We start from the raw sequence: 14,996 nt of genomic DNA, 5'->3' as shown, positions 1-14,996 counted from the left end.
TACACCTTTTATTTTTAGAATATTCTTAGTTTTAAAATACTTCAGAAAGGAAGATTGTAATGAGATTAACGCCAAGAGAAATTGATAAACTGCTAGTAGTTGTTGCGGCTGATTTAGCTTATCGACGAAAGGAGAGGGGGCTTAAGTTAAACTATCCAGAAAGTATCGCTATTATTACGTATGAAATTTTGGAAGGAGCAAGAGATGGTAAAAATGTAGCGGAATTAATGGAACTTGGAAAAACCATTTTAAGTGCTGAAGATGTTATGGATGGTATTGCAGACATGATATCAGATATTCAAGTTGAGGCAACTTTTCCTGATGGAACAAAATTAGTAACTATTCATCAGCCAATTCATTAAAGGAAGTGAATGTTATGATTCCAGGGCAATATATCCTTGCGAAAGAAGACATAGTATGTAATGGAAATAAAAAAGCAATGAAAGTCAAAGTGATAAATCAGGGAGATAGACCCATTCAAATTGGATCTCATTACCACTTTTATGAAGTGAATGAGGCGTTAAAATTCAATCGCAGTGTAGCAATTGGACAACATTTAAATATTCCAGCAGGTACAGCGGTAAGATTTGAGCCTGGAGATGAAAAAACGATTGAACTAGTTCCATATTCAGGGGAACAAGAAGTATATGGATTTAAAAATAAAGTGGATGGCGATATTCAATCTTACACAAAAAGAGGGAGATAGCATGAGTTTTAAGATGTCACGTAAACAATATGCTGATTTATATGGTCCAACTACAGGAGATTCTATTCGTTTAGCGGATACACAATTATTCGCACATGTTGATCGAAATGCCACTGTATATGGTGATGAAGCTGTCTTTGGTGGAGGAAAATCAATTAGGGATGGTATGGGACAAAATTCACAACTTACAAGAGAACAGGGGGTTGTGGATGTTGTTATTACGAATGCAATTATTATTGATTATACGGGAGTATATAAAGCGGATATTGGTATAAAAGATGGGAAGATTTCAGCAATTGGTAAGAGTGGTAATCCTTCAGTTATGGATAATATTGATATCATCATTGGAACATCAACGGAAGTAATTTCTGGTGAGCGGAAAATCGTTACAGCTGGAGGTATTGATACACATGTGCATTTCATATCCCCACAACAAATTGATACGGCATTGGCTTCAGGTATAACAACTTTAATTGGTGGGGGAACAGGACCGGCAGAAGGGACTAAGGCAACTACAATAACACCTGGATCTTGGAATTTAAGAAAAATGCTAGAAGCAGCAGAAGCTTTTCCTATAAATCTTGGGTTTTTAGGGAAAGGAAATAGTTCAAGTTTACCTGCCCTGGAAGAACAAATATTTGCAGGGGCTATCGGATTGAAAATCCATGAAGATTGGGGAGCAACTTCGTCAGCAATTAATCACTCGTTACAGATTGCTGATAAATATGATATTCAAGTCGCTATTCATACGGATACGTTAAACGAATGTGGTTTTGTGGAAGAAACGATAAAAGCTATTGATAATCGTGTTATTCATACGTACCACACTGAAGGAGCTGGAGGTGGGCATGCACCAGATATTATAAAGATTGCTGCGCTGAATAATATTTTACCATCATCAACGAACCCGACCTTGCCATATACAGTGAATACGCTGGATGAACATTTAGATATGCTCATGGTATGTCATCATTTAAAAGCGAATATTCCAGAAGATGTAATGTTTGCAGATTCAAGGATTCGAAAAGAAACAATCGCGGCAGAGGATATTTTGCAAGATTTAGGGGTTTTCAGCATGATTAGCTCTGACTCACAGGCGATGGGAAGGGTTGGAGAGGTTATTATTCGCAATTGGCAAACCGCCGATAAAATGAAAAAGCAGATTGGTAGTTTAGAGGGAGATAAAGAATATAACGATAATAATAGAATTCAACGTTATATAGCTAAGTATACAATTAATCCAGCTATTACACATGGGATTTCAGAATACGTGGGCTCTATTGAAATAGGAAAGTATGCAGACCTTGTAATATGGGATCCACAATTTTTCGGTGTTAAGCCAGATATGGTTTTGAAAAACGGAATGGTAGTGATGGCATTAATGGGAGACGAGAATGCTTCAATTCCTACCCCACAACCATATTATGAAAAAAAGATGTTTGGTGCATATGGAAAAGCAGTACAGTCAAGTTCGATTACATTTGTATCGAAAGTAGCTTATGAGAATAATATTAAAGAAAAATTAGGTTTAAATAAAGTTGTATTACCTGTTAAAAATACGAGAGAGATTTCGAAGCAAGATATGAAGCTAAATAATGCAACACCAGAAATTGAAGTAGATCCGCAGACATATGAAGTTAAAGTTGATGGACAAGTAATCACGTGTGAAGCAGTAGATGTACTACCTATGGCTCAAAGATATTTTTTATTTTGATATAACGGGGGAGATAAAATGATTATTGAAAAAATTAATAACAACGTATGCAATATGAATGATTTCTCAAACACAAAAAAGCATCTTGATAAGATATTAATTTCTAGTGAACTTTTACTGAAGAGAGTTCAGAAATTATATTCAGAATCTGGTTTTGAAATTGGGGTGTCTTTAGATAGTAGAGAAACATTAAAGAACGGTGATATTTTATATGAAGATGAAAATCGAATTGTGTATATTGAAGTATTACCAGAAGAGGTAATTGTAATTACTCCAAAATCAATAAAAGAAATGGGGATTATTGCTCATAACTTAGGGAATAGACATTTACCAGCACAATTCGATGAAGGGTGCATGATTTTGGCGAACGACTACTTAGTAGAAGATTTACTTAAAAAGGAAGGTGTTCCTTATCAAAAAGAAAATAGAGTATTACCAAAACCGTTCAAGCATGCTTCGCACAAACATATTTAACCTACTTAACCTACTCCAAATTAGTGATTCGAACTTCCCAACAGGAAGTTTTAGTCACTCTTTTGGATTAGAAACATTTATTCAAGAGGGACAAGTTACAAATAAAGACGGGTTTTTCAAATGGGTTAATCGATATGTAAAAGTCCAATTAACATACACGGACGGCTTAATTTGCAAATATACTTACGAAGCCATTAAGAATAATGAGGGAGAACAAATTACATTTTTAGATGATTTAATAACAGCACAAACATTGCCTTTTGAATGTAGAAAAGCAAATAGAATGATTAGTAAAAGTACTTCTAAATTATTGTGTGAATTGTTCTCGTTTGTAAATTTAAATATATATAAAGAAAATATTATGGGTAATAAATTACAAGGTCATCCGAGTATTGTATACGGAATATTAGGGGCGGAATTGAAAATGACAATAGAAGAAACGCTCTTAGTTTTCTTATACTCAAGTGTTGGAAGTATAATTCAAAACGGTGTGAGAGCCATTCCTCTTGGACAAACAGATGGTCAAAAACTATTACAAGAATGCCATGAATTAATCTGCGAATCTATTGATAGAATTCAAATACTTTCATTAGAAGATTTTGGATTGAATGATCCTGAATTCGAAATAAATCAAATGCAACATGAAGATGTAAATGTAAGGGTCTTCATGTCATAGGGAGGAAGAATAAAATGATAAAGCCTATTAAAATTGGTATCGGTGGCCCCGTAGGTGCTGGGAAAACCATGTTAGTTGAAAAGTTAACAAAACATCTAAATACAGATTATGAAATTGCAGCAATTACAAACGATATTTATACGAAAGAAGATGCAAAGATTTTATTGAAAACAGGTGTTTTATCAGAAGATAGAATTATTGGTGTAGAGACAGGGGGGTGCCCGCATACAGCAATTCGAGAGGACGCTTCTATGAATTTTGAAGCAATTGAAGAACTCATGATTAGACATAATAATTTAGATATTATTTTTATTGAAAGCGGGGGTGATAATTTAGCTGCCACATTTAGTCCGGAGCTAGTGGATTTTTCAATTTATATTATTGATGTGGCACAGGGAGAAAAGATTCCGCGTAAAGGTGGACAAGGAATGATCAAATCTGATGTATTTGTAATTAATAAAACGGATTTGGCACCTTATGTAGGAGCTAATCTTGGAGTTATGGAGCAGGATACGAAAAATTACCGACATAATAAACCATACTTTTTTACAAATTTGAAGGATGAGGAAGGTTTACAAGAATTAATAAATTGGATGAGACAGAACATTATGTTAGAAGGACTGAAAAAATGAAATCCCCTACAGGTGTCTTAAACATTGATATGATGGAAAAGAGACATAAAACCGTACCTATTAAGGTTTATCATAAAGATGCCTTAAAAGTAACGCAGCCAATATATTTGGATGAGTATGGTAGAGCATATTACTATATTATGAATTCTGGTGGAGGCTATTTAAAAGGAGATTTCTATTCTATAAATATAAATGTTGGTAAAGATGCGAAAACATATATAACAAGCCAATCAGCAACGAAAGTTTACAAGACTCCAAATAGTTATGCTTTGCAAGAATTGAATTTTTATATTGGTGAGAATGCTGTTATGGAGTATTTACCAGACCCGTTAATTATGTACAAGGATGCAGCATATAAGCAAAAAACAAATATATATATGCAAAATAATTCTACATTGATTTTATGCGATTCAGTTACGCCTGGTTGGTCGCCAAATATGGAGAAGTTCACATACCAATATTTTGATTCGTTAACAAAAATATATATGGAAAATAAACTTGTAGTATACGATCATTTATTGCTAAACCCTTTCAAAGAGTCGTTAGATCAAATGGGAATATTAAATCAATATTCCCATTATGGTACTTTCATAGTTATTAATGAGAACATTACAAATGATTTAATTGCAACATTGAAAACATCACTTTCTAACACTAACAATATGAAAATTGGAATATCTTCTACACCATGTAAAGGCTTTGTCATTCGCATACTTAGTCATAATACTGAGGATATGGAGTCTATATTTTTTCAGTGTCATCGTTTTGTTAGAGAGAATTGTCTACATGAAGAATTAACATCCTATCGAAAATATTAAGTAGGAGAAGGGGATACTATGACTAATGTGGGATTATTGTTTGTCGGTGCAGTTCTATTTATGAATTCACTAGCAGCTTTTAAACTTATTGATAGCAAAAGTGTAGGATACTTTAATTTATTTGTAGGGGCATTACAAACTTTGACACCATTATATTTATTATTTACAGGAAGTCAATCCGATGAGTGGACTATCCTATCTAATGGAACTATTTTTTTATTTGGTTTTACTTATTTATATGTTGGTCTTACGAATATATTAAAACTTGATTCTTCAGGTGTAGGTTACTATTCTCTTTGGGTTGCTATCATTGCAACGGTTATGGGAATTGTGAATCAATTACATGAGAGTGGTAGTTTGCAAAGTACAATAATTTGGTTCTTTTGGGCATTCCTTTGGTTTTTATTTTTCCTACAAGATGGATTGAAAAAGAAGATTCATATTTATGTAGGTATTGTTTGCTTCATTGAATCTTGGATTACTGCAACAGTACCAGCTCTGTTAACACTTACAAATCATACCGACGTGTTAAATAATTTTGTAATTATTTTAGCGACTATTATAACGATTTTAGTTTTTATTATGGCACTTTTCTTTTTCAAGAGTATTCAATTTAAAGTAGAAAGGGTTAGTAACTATGTGGAAAAGTGAACTGAAAAAGGCAACCAACTTTTTTGTTATTATTATATTTCTTCATGTGCTTGGAATTTTATTATTATTACCGGCGCTATATAAAGGTAATAGCATAATCGGAATGGCTATTATTGCATATTCTTTAGGGTTGCGTCATGCGTTTGATAGTGATCATATTGTCGCAATTGATAATACTGTTCGGAAATTAATTGAAAAAGGTAAAAACTCACAGGGGGTGGGATTTTACTTCTCATTAGGACACTCTACGGTAGTATTTGCGATGATTGTATTAATTGCTTTAATTGGAAAAACGGCAAAACATGGAATGGAGAGCTTTTCAACTATAGGCGGTATTATCGGTACAATCGTTTCTAGTACATTCCTTATCATTATTGGTCTTACCAATCTGTTGTACCTTATTAAAGTGTTGAGAAGCCACGAGGACAAACAGCCAGAAAATTTAGGGTTTATATATCGTTTCACACAGCGCTTATTTACGTTTATTGATAGTCAGAAGCAATTGTATATAATCGGTTTTTTATTTGGACTTGGTTTTGATACAGCGAGTGAAATTGGATTAATTGCTCTTTCTACAGTAACTGCAACAAGTCAATCTATTCCACTTGTAAGTATATTTGCTTTCCCCGTTTTGTTTGCTGCCGGAATGTCATTGATGGATACATTAGATAGTACATTCATGAATACGAATTATAAGTGGGCAATGGAAAATAGTCGAATAAGAAATTCATATAATGTATTAATTACCTCAATATCTGTTATTACGGCTTTTTTAATAGGGGGATATCAACTATTATCTTTGCTTATTGAAAGCTATAATTTACAGGGCCCGTTTTGGAATCTCATACAAGTAGTTAATTTTGATTATCTGGGTATATGTCTTGTTGCATTCTTTATTATTTCTCTTATTGTTTTTGTTGTATGGAATAGAAATGCCTTTAAAGAACCGCTTACAAAGAGCATAGAGAAATAAAAATATATCATATGTCATTTGGTTCATTATGTATATAAAGTAAAATAAAAAACACGTTAGATGAAAATTCATCCAACGTGTTTTTTATTATTTATGTTCCTTATATTCATGTACTTTTTCTTTCACATTACCAACTGTATCTTTAGCAGTGCCTTTCACCTTATCCCATTTTCCTTCAGCTTGTAATTTCTTATTGTCAGTTACTTTCCCAACAGCTTCTTTTACTTCGCCTTTTACCTTATCAATGGCACCTTCTACTTTTTCTTTTAAACCGTGTTCATGCTTAGTCATACATTTCTCCTCCTTGTAGTTTGATTAGAATTCTCTTTTCATAGTGCAAGTTGAATGATGTACCTAGTAATAGCGTAACAAATCTAGTTGGAATATTCAAATGATTAATAGGATAGAAAAGGAATTGTCATAAAAGGTTTAAAAATGTAAAGGAAGGAGAAATAAAGTAAATTATAATATGTCTCTTGCGGTCCATATTGATTTTGTATAAGCAATTTTCATGTGGGCACGTTCCATGTTATTTTGACTGCCGCTACCGAACCTTGCTTGTCCAACTATTAAAGTACAATTGGATTCAATAGCTGTCTTAATTCGTTTTTGAATTAATGCAGTATGACAGCCTTTACGCTGAAATTCTGGCAAAGTAGCAGAAGCAGCTAATGATGCGACACCCTTATTTATATACAGGACACCAATACCAGCAGGGATATTTTGAACTTCAGCTATGAAAAAATGCCATCCTGGTTCATTGTAAAGAATTTCATTATTTTGGCGCACGCTATCTTTTGTAAAGGATGGCATATTAAATCCACATACATAAATGTCTGCAAAAATATCAAACTCATTTTCTTTTAGTTTTCGTATTGTAATATTAGAAGGAAGAAGTGATGAACCCTCTCTCGGTATACTATACAAAGCGGTATGGAAGCTAGATTGATAAAACCCTTTTTGAGATAAGTATTGAAATAATTCAGTTGTACCTTGTGCTGGGGTAATTTCAAAACGACAAGGGATTTGTAGTGATTCATAATAAGAAATGATTGCATCAATCGCATCTGCATTTGTAATACCTTTTACCGTATTAAAAGCAGGACCAGCAATTATTTTTGATGAAAAGGCAGTGGCGCTACCGAATTTTTTCATTTGCACTTGCATGGGGTTTCCGCTTATTGTTTGTAGTCTCTCTAATCTAGAAGAGAGCATATCAATTTCTGCATTTTCAATTTCTGTTGCTATATCGAGTGTCATAACAGTAGTCATAAAATTCCTCCGTTAATAAATATATTTCATAGTATATATACGATTTTTGTTTTGAGATTCCTGTTGTAATGTAGGAGAATAAGAAGTTTTTTGGAAGGGAAATGGAATTGAACTGTCGAAGGGAGTAGAAACAGATTAAAGGTGGTGCTCTCATGAAACAGAAAGACGTGCAGACATGCTCTAATTGTGGTTCTCAAAATATAGGAGAAGGTGAGTTTGTCGGATATGCACAAATACGGAAAAAGGAAACGATGTTCACATCTTCACCGGTGGATGCTTATATTTGTACAGATTGTGGGAATATCCTTTTATTAAAGGTAAGGAATTATGAAAGGTTTAAACAGAAACCTTTATGATTATTGAGAAGTGGTCATATCCAACTTTGTATACGAAACGACTTATGTTAAGGAAAATGAATATGAGTGATAGTTTACATATATATGAGTATGCTACAGATAAAGAGATGACAACTTTTACTGTATGGGATGCTCATCGATCGTTATGTGACACATATAACTATGTAGAAGAAATTGTGGGGCAATATAATGAAGGGCAAGTAGCACCTCTTGGAATTGTATTAAAAGAGGAGAAGAAACTTATAGGCACGTGTGGATTTATAAAATATGATTTGGTCACACATACAGCAGAAATTGCATACGCCTTATCTCGAAAATATTGGGGAAGAGGATTAGCTACGGAGGCTGCATTAGCTTTTTTCTACTATGGTTTTCATGAGTTGCATCTTAATAGTATTGAAGCGGGATGTGATTCAGAAAATGAAGCATCTGAAAAATTAATGAAACGTTTGAATATGGAGTACGAGTGCACGATTCAAAAGGATATGTTCATTAAAGGTAAGTATCGTGACACGAAAAGATATTGTATATCTCGAGAAAGATATATGGATAAATGAAATATTTCATATAAAAAACTCCTTTAAATGAATAAAGGAGTTTTTTTATTTTTTATAACAATAATTACCTTTAATTATTATAATTGGTTGTTAAGGGGTCTTGGTTTATTAACGCCATAATCATAGAAGGAAAATAGCTAAATCGTCTATAAAACCATTAAATAACACAATCGCAACCGTAAGTTGACAAAGTGCAACCCCGGGAAGATAGAGATAAGGGCAATGTCTACATACAATTTAGGTAAGAAAACAAAGGGGGGCACACATATGGGATTTGGTGAAAAGCTTTTTAAATTAAGAAAGGAAAAGGGCCTTTCTCAAGAAGCATTAGCTGAAAAATTAAACACAACAAGGCAAGCGGTTAGTAAATGGGAAAACGGTCAAGGTTTTCCTGAAACTGAGAAGTTAATAATGATTGGAAATGTTTTTGAAGTATCACTCGACTATTTATTAAAAGAAACTGCAGAGCAAAGTAATGAAAATGTGGATGGCTATTACGTAAGTCAGGAAATGGCAGAAGGGTATATAGTGTACGGACAAAAGATTTCAAAATATATAGCGTTAGGGTTTAGTTTGCTTATTTTGTCTACAATACCGTATCTATTATTTAAAGAAAATGCAACAATGTCGACATTTCTTGTCATTATCATTGCTGTTCTTGGAATTGGAGCAATGATGGCACCTGTAACGATAGAAGAGAGTCGATACAATGTATTGAAAAAGGAAGAACTACTATTTGATCAAAACTTTCTAAAAGAATTGACAAAAAGATATGTGATTATTAAGAAGAAGTATGCTGCGGTAATGATCGTTGGATTTTGTTTTATAGCAGCAGGCGCGATCCCGTTTTTGTTTGAGAAAAAGCATATCACTTCAGGGGAATTAGTTCAGTATTATCCGTACTGTGTTGTACTTATTGCTATCGGAGTTTATCTTTTTGTTCGTGTGTTAGGAGTATGGGAGATATATCGAATTTTAGTAGAAAATAAGGAATACAGTAATCGTTTTATTTTTAAACTGAAAAAGAAAGTAAGAAAAAAGGTAGATAGTTTATAAAAGATAAAAAACATGTTTCGAATCAATGTATTCAAAACATGTTTTTTCTGAATTATTTCCAAAGAAATAATTCAGAAAAAACAGAAAAATGTCGTAACCATTTGCGGAATTCTGTTATAATAAACGAAAAATGAAAACGCTTTAAAGGGGGATATAACCAATATGATGATGAATGTACCGCTAACAATTAGTTCTATGATGGAAAGAGCAGAGAAACTGTTTTCGAAGAAAGAAATTGTTTCACGGACACATGATACAGTTACAACGTTAACGTATAAGCAGTTAGGGGAAAGGACGAGAAGACTTTCCAGTGCGTTGAAAAAGCTTGGAATTAAAGAAGGTGAACGTGTAGGAACGTTAGCGTGGAACCATCATCGACATGTAGAAGCGTATTTTGCTATTCCAGGTATTGCTTCTGTTTTGCACACGATTAATATTCGTTTATCTCCTCAACATATTTCATACATTATTCAGCACGCAGAAGACCGAATTCTACTTATAGATGAAGATCTCGTACCGCTCGTTGAAAATATTCAATCACAATTATCAACTGTACAAGCTTACATTATTATGACTGATAAAGATGAACTTCCAAATACTATGCTGGAGCCTGTATATCATTATGAAAAGCTATTAGAAGAAGGCGATCCCAATTTCCAATTTGTAAAAGATATTGATGAAAATACACCTGCTGGTATGTGTTATACGTCAGCGACTACAGGAAACCCAAAAGGTGTTGTATATACGCATCGTAGTACTGTATTGCATTGTATAGCACTCGGTTTAGCTGATACAGCTGCTTTATCGGAAAGTGACGCAGCAATGGCAATTGTCCCGATGTTTCATGTGAACGCTTGGGGACTTCCTTTTGCGGCTACTTGGTTTGGATCAAAACAAGTTCTTCCTGGACCGATGTTTACCCCGAAAATTTTATTAGAGATGATTCAATCAGAAAAAGTGACGTTAGCTGCGGGTGTGCCGACAATTTGGCTCGGCGTATTACAAGAGTTAGAAAATAATAGTTACGATTTATCTAGTATGACGAGAATACTATGCGGAGGTGCAGCTGCGCCGAAAAGCGTTATTAAAGCATTTGAACAGAAACATAATGTTCCATTCATACATGCATATGGTATGACTGAAACGAGCCCACTCGTAACACTTGCACGTTTAAAAAGTTATGAAACAGAATTATCGTATGAAGAGCAATTAGAAATTAGATCAAAACAAGGGTATCTTGTCCCTGGTGTAGAGATGAAAGTAGTCGGTACAAATGGTGAAGTGAAGTGGGATGGTACGGAGATGGGAGAACTATGTTTACGAGCGCCATGGATCGCTGAAAGCTATTATAACGATAATCGTACTGTCGAAGGTTTTCGTGATGGTTGGTTATATACAGGAGATGTCGTTACGGTTGATGAGGAAGGCTGCGTGAAAATTGTTGACCGTACGAAGGATGTTATTAAAAGCGGGGGAGAATGGATTTCTTCGGTCGATCTTGAAAATGCTTTAATGGCACATGATGCTATATTTGAAGCGGCTGTCGTTGCAGTTCCTCACCCTCAGTGGCAAGAGCGACCAATTGCCTGCGTCGTTCAAAAGAAAAATAGTACGGTTACAAAAGAAGAAATATATGAGTTTTTAAAACCACAGTTTGCGAAGTGGTGGTTGCCAGACGATATTGTCTTTATGGAAGAAATACCGAAAACATCTGTTGGGAAGTTTTTAAAACAGGCGCTTCGGAAAGAACTGGAGCATTTGCATAGAGAGAAATAAGTGAATTCTTATTTGTAAACTTAAATGAAATAAAAGTTGACAAAAGAAGGGTGGAAAGATAATATAATTTTCGTGATATGTTATCTAAAACCACTTTTAAGTTTACAAACAGGAGAAGAAAATATGCATACAAAAAAATTAGTTTTCGTCGCTTTATTTAGTTCTATTATGGGAGTGTTAGGGTTAATACCTCCGATTGCTCTTTCTATTACACCAGTTCCGATTACATTGCAATCACTCGGTGTTATGCTTGCGGGTGGATTGTTAGGGTCACGCCTTGGTGCATTAAGTCAGCTTATTTTCTTACTTATTGTAGGAGTTGGAGCACCATTACTTGCTGGTGGACGCGGTGGCCTTGGTGTATTTGTTGGGCCAAGTGCAGGATATTTACTTGGTTACATCATTGGAGCGTTTGTTATTGGTTATTTAATTGAGCGTTTACGTGAAGTTTCTATTATAAAAGTATTATGTATTAATATAATTGGTGGTATTTTCGTAGTTTATGTATTTGGTATTACTGTACAAGCGTTTTTAATGGATGTTTCTGTATGGGAGACAATGAAAGTGAGTGCTGTGTTTTTACCAGGGGATTGTATAAAAGCAATTATCGCGGCGATTCTCGTAACAAAATTACATCGTTCATTGAAACATATTATTACGCCCGCTTTAAAGAATGGAAAATATACAAATGCGGGATGATAAAGGGAAGAAACACGTTAATTCCGTGTTTCTTTTTATTATTTTTGTAAAGAAAGGACGTCTCATATGGGTATTACAAAAGAATACAAAAAGCATGCCTCTTTACAACCAAATAAAATAGCGATAAAGGAAAATGATAGAGTTTTAACATATAAAGAGTGGTTCGAATCAGTTTGTAAAGTAGCAAACTGGTTGCACGCAACAGAATCAAAGAATAAAACAATAGCAATCCTATTAGAAAATCGTATAGAGTTTTTACAACTATTCGCTGGTGCCGCTATGGCCGGGTGGGTTTGTGTTCCGTTAGATATAAAGTGGAAACAAGATGAGCTCAGAGAAAGAATTGAGATCAGTAATCTGGATATGATTGTGACAGAACGATATAAGGTAAATGATCTACCTGATGAAGAAGGAAGAGTAATTGAAATTGATGAGTGGAAAAGAATGATAGAGAAATATCTTCCTACACATTCCACTGTAGAAAGTTTACGAAATGCTCCCTTTTATATGGGATTTACATCAGGATCAACTGGAAAAGCAAAAGCATTTTTACGTGCACAGCAATCGTGGGTTCATAGTTTTGATTGTAATGTACATGACTTTCATATGAAAATGGAGGATTCAATTTTAATAGCTGGGACGCTCGTTCATTCTCTTTTCTTATACGGGGCAATAAGTGCATTATATGTAGGACAAACGGTGCACATTATGAGAAAGTTCATTCCGAATCAAGTATTAGATAAGTTAGAAACTGAAAATATATCGGTTATGTATACAGTTCCGACAATGCTTGAATCTTTATATAAAGAAAATAGATTAATAGAAAATAAATTAATAGAAAATAAAATGAAAATTATTTCATCAGGAGCGAAATGGGAAGCTGAAGCGAAAGAAAAAATAAAGAATATATTTCCTTATGCGAAAAGATATGAATTTTATGGTGCATCAGAGTTAAGTTTTGTAACAGCACTAGTCGATGCAGAAAGCGAAAGAAGGCCAAATTCAGTAGGAAAACCTTGTCACAATGTGCAAGTTCGAATATGTAATGAAGCAGGCGAAGAAGTACAAAAAGGCGAGATAGGAACTGTTTATGTGAAAAGTGATCAGTTTTTTATGGGATACATAATAGATGGGGTTTTAACACGGGAGTTGAATGCAGATGGCTGGATGACAGTGCGAGATGTAGGCTATGAAGATGAAGAAGGCTTTATATATATTGTTGGTAGAGAGAAGAATATGATTTTATTTGGAGGAATCAATATTTATCCAGAAGAAATAGAAAGTGTATTACATGAACACCCAGCTGTTGATGAAATAGTTGTAATTGGTGTGAAAGATAGTTACTGGGGTGAAAAGCCCGTCGCGATCGTAAAAGGAAGTGCTACGAAACAACAATTAAAGAGTTTTTGCTTACAACGATTATCCTCGTTTAAAATACCGAAAGAATGGCATTTTGTAGATGGAATACCTTATACAAATAGTGGGAAAATCGCTCGTATGGAAGCAAAAAGTATGATTGAAAACCGGGAGAAAACATATGAATAAGGCAGTTATTGTAGAGGCGAAAAGAACACCTATCGGTAAGAAGGATGGGATATTAAAAGAGTATGAAGTTCAGCAATTAGCAACGCCGCTTCTTACGTTTTTAAGTAAAGGAATTAAGAGAGAGATAGACGATGTTATATTAGGAAATGTTGTTGGGCCAGGAGGGAATGTTGCAAGATTATCTGCTTTAGAGGCAGGACTTGGCTATCATATTCCTGGTGTAACGATTGATCGGCAATGTGGTGCTGGTTTAGAAGCAATTCGAACTGCGTGTCATCTCATTCAAGGCGGGGCAGGTAATTGCTATATCGCCGGAGGAGTAGAGAGTACAAGTACGTCACCTTTTCAAAAAAGAGCAAGATTTTCACCTGAAACAATTGGTGATCCTGACATGGGAGTAGCTGCTGAATATGTTGCGGAGCGTTATAACATAACGAGAGAAATGCAAGACGAGTACGCTTGTCTTAGTTATAAGCGGACACTGCAAGCGTTAGAAAAAGGATATATACATGATGAAATATTTTCTTTTAATGGATTATTAGATGAATCTATAAAGCCAGAAATGAATTATGAACGAATCATTAAAAGAACAAAGCCCGCATTTTTACAAAATGGAACAGTGACGGCAGGTAATTCATGTGGTGTAAATGATGGGGCATGTGCTGTTCTTGTAATGGAAGAGGGACAAGCCTTAAAGTTAGGTTATAAACCTGTCCTTCGTTTCGTTCGTAGTACTGTAGTGGGAGTGGATCCCAATCTTCCAGGGACTGGTCCGATATTTGCGGTGAACAGATTATTAAACGAAATGAATGTAAAAGTAGAGGACATCGATTATTTTGAAATAAATGAAGCATTCGCCTCAAAAGTTGTTGCTTGCGCAAAAGAGTTACAAATTCCGTATGAAAAATTAAATGTAAATGGTGGGGCAATTGCGCTCGGTCATCCGTACGGTGCATCTGGAGCTATGCTTGTAACACGTTTGTTTTATCAGGCTCAAAGAGAGTCTATGAAATATGGAATTGCTACATTAGGAATTGGAGGCGGGATAGGGATTGCGCTATTATTTGAGAAAGTAGAAGACTAGTGAGGTA

18 protein-coding genes are annotated in these 14,996 nt (G+C 34.6%); 16 read left to right on the top strand and 2 right to left on the bottom strand.

The features are described from left to right. The first annotated feature begins 59 nt into the window (after positions 1-59). The 9 genes from BHV55_RS18085 to BHV55_RS18045 are packed head-to-tail and all read left to right on the top strand — an operon-like array spanning position 60 to position 6,644. A complete protein-coding gene (locus BHV55_RS18085) occupies positions 60-362 on the top strand; it encodes an urease subunit gamma (protein WP_001241328.1) in 303 nt (100 codons plus the stop codon). A gap of 14 nt (positions 363-376) precedes the next feature. Next, entirely contained in the window at positions 377-706 is a 330-nt protein-coding gene (locus tag BHV55_RS18080; RefSeq protein WP_000612160.1) for an urease subunit beta, read from the top strand. 1 nt (position 707) lies between these two features. Next, positions 708-2,420 (top strand): urease subunit alpha, encoded by a 1,713-nt coding sequence (gene ureC, locus BHV55_RS18075; protein ID WP_000008664.1) that lies wholly within the window; start codon positions 708-710, stop codon positions 2,418-2,420. Positions 2,421-2,438: 18 nt separating this feature from the next. Beyond that, positions 2,439-2,894, top strand: coding sequence for an urease accessory protein UreE (locus BHV55_RS18070; RefSeq protein ID WP_070756885.1), 456 nt, complete (start codon positions 2,439-2,441; stop codon positions 2,892-2,894). Next, complete coding sequence (locus BHV55_RS18065; protein WP_000946573.1) at positions 2,872-3,570, top strand: urease accessory protein UreF; 699 nt, start codon at positions 2,872-2,874, stop codon at positions 3,568-3,570. Before BHV55_RS18070 ends, BHV55_RS18065 begins: the two co-directional genes overlap by 23 nt. A 14-nt stretch (positions 3,571-3,584) precedes the next feature. Then, positions 3,585-4,202 carry an urease accessory protein UreG gene (gene ureG / locus BHV55_RS18060; RefSeq protein ID WP_000594928.1) on the top strand — a complete coding sequence of 206 codons (618 nt, stop codon included), beginning with the start codon at positions 3,585-3,587 and terminating at the stop codon, positions 4,200-4,202. Beyond that, the gene (locus tag BHV55_RS18055; protein ID WP_000841915.1) at positions 4,199-5,020 is read left to right on the top strand and encodes an urease accessory protein UreD; all 822 of its coding nucleotides are present in this window, start codon (positions 4,199-4,201) and stop codon (positions 5,018-5,020) included. The genes ureG and BHV55_RS18055 overlap by 4 nt, the downstream gene beginning before the upstream one ends. 18 nt (positions 5,021-5,038) lie before the next feature. Beyond that, on the top strand, positions 5,039-5,671 hold the full coding sequence (locus BHV55_RS18050) for an AmiS/UreI family transporter (RefSeq protein ID WP_000185993.1): 633 nt from the start codon (positions 5,039-5,041) through the stop codon (positions 5,669-5,671). Next, on the top strand, positions 5,658-6,644 hold the full coding sequence (locus BHV55_RS18045) for a HoxN/HupN/NixA family nickel/cobalt transporter (RefSeq protein WP_000265977.1): 987 nt from the start codon (positions 5,658-5,660) through the stop codon (positions 6,642-6,644). Before BHV55_RS18050 ends, BHV55_RS18045 begins: the two co-directional genes overlap by 14 nt. 87 nt (positions 6,645-6,731) lie before the next feature. Here BHV55_RS18045 and BHV55_RS18040 read toward each other — a convergent pair whose 3' ends face one another. Further along, positions 6,732-6,935 (bottom strand): CsbD family protein, encoded by a 204-nt coding sequence (locus BHV55_RS18040; protein ID WP_000160423.1) that lies wholly within the window; start codon positions 6,933-6,935, stop codon positions 6,732-6,734. A 171-nt stretch (positions 6,936-7,106) separates the two neighbouring features. Continuing rightward, positions 7,107-7,916, bottom strand: coding sequence for a GNAT family N-acetyltransferase (locus tag BHV55_RS18035; RefSeq protein WP_065703454.1), 810 nt, complete (start codon positions 7,914-7,916; stop codon positions 7,107-7,109). Between the two features lie 152 nt (positions 7,917-8,068). Here BHV55_RS18035 and BHV55_RS18030 point away from each other — a divergent pair, with 152 nt between their 5' ends. The 7 genes from BHV55_RS18030 (at position 8,069) to BHV55_RS18000 (ending at position 14,989) form a co-directional block, all read left to right on the top strand. Continuing rightward, positions 8,069-8,272, top strand: a complete 204-nt coding sequence (locus tag BHV55_RS18030; RefSeq protein ID WP_000810210.1) for a hypothetical protein — start codon at positions 8,069-8,071, stop codon at positions 8,270-8,272. Next, positions 8,269-8,829, top strand: a complete 561-nt coding sequence (locus tag BHV55_RS18025; RefSeq protein WP_000582844.1) for a GNAT family N-acetyltransferase — start codon at positions 8,269-8,271, stop codon at positions 8,827-8,829. The genes BHV55_RS18030 and BHV55_RS18025 overlap by 4 nt, the downstream gene beginning before the upstream one ends. Before the next feature lie 267 nt (positions 8,830-9,096). After that, positions 9,097-9,885 carry a helix-turn-helix domain-containing protein gene (locus BHV55_RS18020; protein WP_000505614.1) on the top strand — a complete coding sequence of 263 codons (789 nt, stop codon included), beginning with the start codon at positions 9,097-9,099 and terminating at the stop codon, positions 9,883-9,885. A gap of 162 nt (positions 9,886-10,047) precedes the next feature. Then, positions 10,048-11,661 (top strand): long-chain fatty acid--CoA ligase, encoded by a 1,614-nt coding sequence (locus tag BHV55_RS18015; protein ID WP_000980200.1) that lies wholly within the window; start codon positions 10,048-10,050, stop codon positions 11,659-11,661. Between the two features lie 123 nt (positions 11,662-11,784). Continuing rightward, complete coding sequence (locus tag BHV55_RS18010; protein WP_000556954.1) at positions 11,785-12,360, top strand: biotin transporter BioY; 576 nt, start codon at positions 11,785-11,787, stop codon at positions 12,358-12,360. Between the two features lie 66 nt (positions 12,361-12,426). Next, positions 12,427-13,905, top strand: a complete 1,479-nt coding sequence (locus tag BHV55_RS18005) for an acyl-CoA synthetase (RefSeq protein ID WP_070756884.1) — start codon at positions 12,427-12,429, stop codon at positions 13,903-13,905. After that, positions 13,898-14,989 (top strand): acetyl-CoA C-acyltransferase, encoded by a 1,092-nt coding sequence (locus BHV55_RS18000; protein ID WP_070756883.1) that lies wholly within the window; start codon positions 13,898-13,900, stop codon positions 14,987-14,989. Before BHV55_RS18005 ends, BHV55_RS18000 begins: the two co-directional genes overlap by 8 nt. Positions 14,990-14,996: the final 7 nt, after the last annotated feature.

This window comes from Bacillus sp. RZ2MS9 (genome assembly GCF_001816185.2).
Classification (GTDB): domain Bacteria; phylum Bacillota; class Bacilli; order Bacillales; family Bacillaceae_G; genus Bacillus_A; species Bacillus_A cereus.
Note: the sequence above shows the minus strand (reverse complement) of the source record. Positions and strands in the feature narration are given on the sequence as shown.

What these genes read in the sequence shown, in the direction of transcription:
- BHV55_RS18025 (WP_000582844.1), top strand. Translation starts at nt 8,269, where the DNA reads ATGATTATTGAGAAGTGGTCATATCCAACTTTGTATACGAAACGACTT.
- BHV55_RS18020 (WP_000505614.1), top strand. Translation starts at nt 9,097, where the DNA reads ATGGGATTTGGTGAAAAGCTTTTTAAATTAAGAAAGGAAAAGGGCCTT.
- BHV55_RS18010 (WP_000556954.1), top strand. Translation starts at nt 11,785, where the DNA reads ATGCATACAAAAAAATTAGTTTTCGTCGCTTTATTTAGTTCTATTATG.
- BHV55_RS18065 (WP_000946573.1), top strand. Translation starts at nt 2,872, where the DNA reads ATGCTTCGCACAAACATATTTAACCTACTTAACCTACTCCAAATTAGT.
- BHV55_RS18030 (WP_000810210.1), top strand. Translation starts at nt 8,069, where the DNA reads ATGAAACAGAAAGACGTGCAGACATGCTCTAATTGTGGTTCTCAAAAT.
- ureC (WP_000008664.1), top strand. Translation starts at nt 708, where the DNA reads ATGAGTTTTAAGATGTCACGTAAACAATATGCTGATTTATATGGTCCA.
- BHV55_RS18000 (WP_070756883.1), top strand. Translation starts at nt 13,898, where the DNA reads ATGAATAAGGCAGTTATTGTAGAGGCGAAAAGAACACCTATCGGTAAG.
- BHV55_RS18080 (WP_000612160.1), top strand. Translation starts at nt 377, where the DNA reads ATGATTCCAGGGCAATATATCCTTGCGAAAGAAGACATAGTATGTAAT.
- BHV55_RS18070 (WP_070756885.1), top strand. Translation starts at nt 2,439, where the DNA reads ATGATTATTGAAAAAATTAATAACAACGTATGCAATATGAATGATTTC.
- BHV55_RS18040 (WP_000160423.1), bottom strand. Translation starts at nt 6,935, where the DNA reads ATGACTAAGCATGAACACGGTTTAAAAGAAAAAGTAGAAGGTGCCATT.
- BHV55_RS18050 (WP_000185993.1), top strand. Translation starts at nt 5,039, where the DNA reads ATGACTAATGTGGGATTATTGTTTGTCGGTGCAGTTCTATTTATGAAT.
- BHV55_RS18005 (WP_070756884.1), top strand. Translation starts at nt 12,427, where the DNA reads ATGGGTATTACAAAAGAATACAAAAAGCATGCCTCTTTACAACCAAAT.
- BHV55_RS18045 (WP_000265977.1), top strand. Translation starts at nt 5,658, where the DNA reads ATGTGGAAAAGTGAACTGAAAAAGGCAACCAACTTTTTTGTTATTATT.
- BHV55_RS18055 (WP_000841915.1), top strand. Translation starts at nt 4,199, where the DNA reads ATGAAATCCCCTACAGGTGTCTTAAACATTGATATGATGGAAAAGAGA.
- BHV55_RS18085 (WP_001241328.1), top strand. Translation starts at nt 60, where the DNA reads ATGAGATTAACGCCAAGAGAAATTGATAAACTGCTAGTAGTTGTTGCG.
- BHV55_RS18015 (WP_000980200.1), top strand. Translation starts at nt 10,048, where the DNA reads ATGATGATGAATGTACCGCTAACAATTAGTTCTATGATGGAAAGAGCA.
- ureG (WP_000594928.1), top strand. Translation starts at nt 3,585, where the DNA reads ATGATAAAGCCTATTAAAATTGGTATCGGTGGCCCCGTAGGTGCTGGG.
- BHV55_RS18035 (WP_065703454.1), bottom strand. Translation starts at nt 7,916, where the DNA reads ATGACTACTGTTATGACACTCGATATAGCAACAGAAATTGAAAATGCA.